Raw genomic sequence first — 4,305 nt, forward strand, 5'->3', positions numbered from 1 at the left:
CCCGCAAAACCCTGCCGTTATCCCACCAAAGTATCCTCTCAATGGCGAAATCCTCCAAGCATCTCATCATCATTGAGTCCGATGGCAAGCGGAGGAAGTTTGCAAAACTTCTTTTCACTGGTGACGGCTCTTACTCGCTCACCGCACCTTACCATTCGGCTAAGAAGGCCGTCCTCTCAAAGATGACGGTCAACTACGACACCGACGAGCAACTCATTGCCTTCGGCGACGCTTTGGAATTATCGGAGCTCGACGAAGGTCGGCTCAAAATTACTCATCATCGGAGCGGTTTCGTGCAGTATTCCGGCGACGGTGTACGCTCGGGCTTGGGTGATGACGGCAAACCGAAAGGTCTTGGCGTTTTCTCCCGTCCACTAGAAGAGGTTGGGAGCGGCCCGGCAGTCGGCGCTGGCGTACAAGGAATTGAACAATTGGAAGAGACTACCAAATGTTCAAAGCATGACCTGATGGTCGATATCAACGAAATACCGAAACTCCCTAGATCCAACGGCGTAATGCTTGAACTGCATTATTTCCAGCCACCAATACGTCGCTTCGTTTTTAAAGACTCGAAAGGGCGAAATCGAATAGATATTATTCATCCGGCCGGATTTATCGTTCCTATGTTTGCCATTCACGCACCCGAAGACTGTGAACTTCCGGGACTAATTGGTGTTGAACTATATGGGCAAAAGTTTGGGTACGGCGAAACTGGGTTCTCACTTTCTGGCCCTGGAGAGAAGGAACGATTAAACGAGAAGGGTGAGAAAGTTGCTGATGTGCTTGGTTGCATCTTCCCTCGCCCGACAGACTTCGACGGTGCAACAAGCCTCGATTACAAACCCGAAGAGGGATAACCATCGCATGCAACGGAGGACGGGTGGCATGCGTTTTGGTATGCTTGCATGTCTTTTGCCCGTCCCCGCTGATGCGTAGCGTTCGTCGACGAGGCGATCACATGCGTTTCAAAATGAAGACAACATTCTCGCTAAACCAGCTTCTCCTGACGGTCATTGCATCTGCCATTGCATTTGCGTTTTGGACGCTCGCTGGCCACACACTGCTCTGTGGTGTCGTTGTTTTCTCCGTATTGGCTTGCTTGATTGGGTGTATTCGAGCTACGGCGAGACTTCGCAATATTGGGCTTATTGGTATCGCGATGTCGCTCGCCGTGATACTCTCACTCGGTCCGGCAATTGCGGCCTACACTATTTACGACCCAGGTTATCGAGAGTCACCGGTTGTGAGGCGAGTTTTCGTTGCGGTGTATAAGCCGGTGGGACGCGTCTATTCGATTCCGATCGAACCACTTCCGTCGATTGGTTACGCATACTTGCGATGGTGGATGCCATCAGGTCTGCGTGGGAGTGTTAAGAACTACGGTTACGGTCCATGCATTCGGAGCGATGGCGGTCGTATTTTGGGATAGGTGGGATTCGGTGTGTTTGTTCGACATCCATGATCTCTCTTTTGTGCATCTCTCCGATTGGTGAAGTATCTGATCGCGACGAACCATGGCATGCACGCGGAGTCGGGCTTGCGCGGTTTCACGAATGGAAAACCAACTCTCCCGACCCGGTGATGCCGGACGTTCGCCGACGGAAGGCCGCGATACACAGCATCGATGCTGATTCCAATCAAGCCCCATCACCGGTGTCCTTCGTGCGGCGTCCCGCAAATCGCCGACTGCTACTTTGCCGCGTTGCGCGTACCGATTGTTGGACGCAGACGCCCGAGACACTATTGCCCCTCCTGCAACACTCACGTTTGGTACCAAGCCAAACGGTCTATGCCGCTGTTGCTTGCTAGGTTTGCCGTGGCCGCGGTTTTGCTTACATGGGCACTTCGTATTCCTGAAATTCTGAGCGTACAATTCGGTCTATGTTTTGCTGTTTGCATAATGATCGGCGTTTCGATTATTCTGGTTGACATGATGCGGGGAGCCGTGATGGCGAAGCCGTCAGGCACTCTTTATCGCAACTAGAGTCGCTGGACCGAATATTGCGGCGAACCATGCGTTGATACGGAGCGGGCGAGTTGACGTTTGGCAATGGTTGATCAACCGCGCCCGCCCGCATAACGCTACCGTTATCCGACTGAAATTCACCAACACACTCTGCTTGAACGGCCAATGGCAAAGAAACGCCAACATCCGCTAGACTCTGCCGCAGAAGCGTTGATCGCTCGTGCAAACAAACCAACGAAGCGGCAGCCCGTCTCGAAAGCCGCATCGGAGCTGCATCACTCTAGTGACGCAGAAACCTGCGGCGACTATCCGCAAGCCATCTACAAAGAAGCACCTAACTTTGGTGATTCCGATGGCCTCGGAAAAACCGGTTTTCCTCCCAAACGCTCGTTCGAGCTGACTATGCAGAGGCACGCAAAGTGGACTGATGTGCTATCGTCACATCTTTGGCCTGACGGCATTCTGATGACCTACGAAGCTGCGGCGGCCTTCCAAACGGTAAACCTTGGTGCTTTTCGCAAATACAATGTAACTGTCATTGACCATGATTCCACACCATGGTCGCTCTGTTACCTCTACTTCAAGAACACGATTCAACTTGACGCGATTGATTACGCTCGCTCATCGTTCTTGCTTGTTGACATCCTAAGTGACCCAATTCGGACCATCCGGCTGAAATCCGAGGCGGACTTTGAGCTCACGACAATCGCGGCTCGGGAGGGAACGCTCAAAGGCTGTGACCAGTTTTCGCGAATTGCGCCTAAGCAGATTTTCCTTCGCCCCAAGTACCGACCCAAATGCGATATTTTCGGGTTCTCTCGGTTTGGCCCACGATTTTTTGCTTCCCAGCGTCTATGCGATGCTATTGAATCGCATGAACTGTCGGGTCTTGACATTTGTGAAAATCGCATCCTATCACTGTAATCGCGGATAACCAGGGATTGCACCGGAGTCGGGCTTGCCGCCGTTTTCAAATAGACAATCAACCTTCCCGACCCGGTGAATCCGGACGTTATTCGATCTAGCCCTGCTTACACCCGTTAGTTAACCGGGTAATTAATCGTTATTCGACTTACTTGCGGCCTAACTGTCGGTTCTTTGCCCACCGTTCTGCCCCACAGTGTAATGTCTGTTTTGGCGGTGTTGACAAATGCGACATTACAAGCTACACTTGCCTATCTAAAACGCTGATGCCTTACAACGTAACTTTATCCAAGCTATTCAAGGCTGCGGGATGGAAAGTAAAGATATCCGAGAAGGAAACGTGCGAGCCGCCTCATGTGACCGTCTGTTTCAAAACCAAGAGATGGCGGATCAACCTGCGTGACCATGAATTCATGGATTTCTCGCCAAATCCAGACGAAGTCCCTAGTAAGCTTGTGAAAGAAATCATGAGCGAAAGCACGCTTAAAGAGATCAAGGACAACTGGGACGAAAAATACCCCAACAACCCTGTATAACCTGAATCGCCATGAAGATCGTGCTAGTCTCCAAGAAAAAGATCAACGTTGCAGGGGTCCGTAGATTCTCAAAGATATCGGACGCGGTTCATGCGTTATCCGAAGCAAAGACCAATTGGGTTTTCGAGGATCTTAAATTAACCACACAACTAATGAAGAGCCCCGAGTGGAGGAGGCGAAGGCGATCGGGAAGTGCTGTTGTCTCTTTCCCAATTAACGTCGATTTTTCTCCGCTGCTTGAAGGGCGATTCAAGGATGTTGCGTACGGCGGGGACGACGCTGCATGGCTCGACCCTGAAGCACTATCAGAGGCAGTGTCAGCGGAAAACGCCCGAGACCTAGTCGTGGGGGGCGTAATGCACAACGAAATGCGAATGACTACATTGTGGCGTGGGGACGCAACCGCAATCACCTTCCCCACTCTTGCTTGCGTCCATCCGGGGACGGCACCAAGCCAGACTTCTCAAGATTTGCAATTGGCGACTACGGGAACACCTTGCTATTCGGAGACTACGAAGCGACCGTTGAATCCATCTTGTATGAATTCGACGGGGATTTCCGCCGTCGCTACCGCAAGAATCTTCGCAACACAAGCACAGATTTCGGAGACTGCCTTCGTCGGGTGCGGATGCAGAAAGAATTAACCCAATCCAGCTTCCCTGGGGTGGACGCAAAGACAATCGAGCGGATCGAATCTGGGAAGTCTAAAAACGTGCGGAAGGCAACCAAGGATGCAATAAGCTATCAGCTCGGTGTCCCGTGGGAAGACATTAAGACATTCTAGGCCCGTGACCGAATAACCAAACCATGCAACGGAGCCGGTGTGGGGCTCAATCGGCCAAATCTGTCGATAGCACCGGCCCGCTGATGGTGGGCGTT

Annotated in this window: 3 protein-coding genes; all 3 read left to right on the top strand. The window is 51.8% G+C overall.

Annotated elements, in window-relative coordinates; translation table 11 throughout:
• A partial coding sequence (locus tag RSSM_RS30395; RefSeq protein WP_044304073.1) for a hypothetical protein occupies window positions 1-857 on the top strand: 857 nt, incomplete at its 5' end.
• Between the two features lie 101 nt (window positions 858-958).
• Window positions 959-1,429 carry a hypothetical protein gene (locus RSSM_RS30400; protein WP_144060244.1) on the top strand — a complete coding sequence of 157 codons (471 nt, stop codon included), beginning with the start codon at window positions 959-961 and terminating at the stop codon, window positions 1,427-1,429.
• A 1,727-nt stretch (window positions 1,430-3,156) separates the two neighbouring features.
• A complete protein-coding gene (locus RSSM_RS30420) occupies window positions 3,157-3,426 on the top strand; it encodes a hypothetical protein (protein WP_044304076.1) in 270 nt (89 codons plus the stop codon).
• The last annotated feature ends 879 nt before the right edge of the window (window positions 3,427-4,305 follow it).

This window comes from Aporhodopirellula sallentina SM41 (assembly GCF_000346505.1).
Classification (GTDB): Bacteria; Planctomycetota; Planctomycetia; order Pirellulales; family Pirellulaceae; genus Rhodopirellula; species Rhodopirellula sallentina.

Coding starts and splice junctions, on each gene's coding strand:
- RSSM_RS30400 (WP_144060244.1), top strand. CDS start 959: ATGCGTTTCAAAATGAAGACAACATTCTCGCTAAACCAGCTTCTCCTG.
- RSSM_RS30420 (WP_044304076.1), top strand. CDS start 3,157: ATGCCTTACAACGTAACTTTATCCAAGCTATTCAAGGCTGCGGGATGG.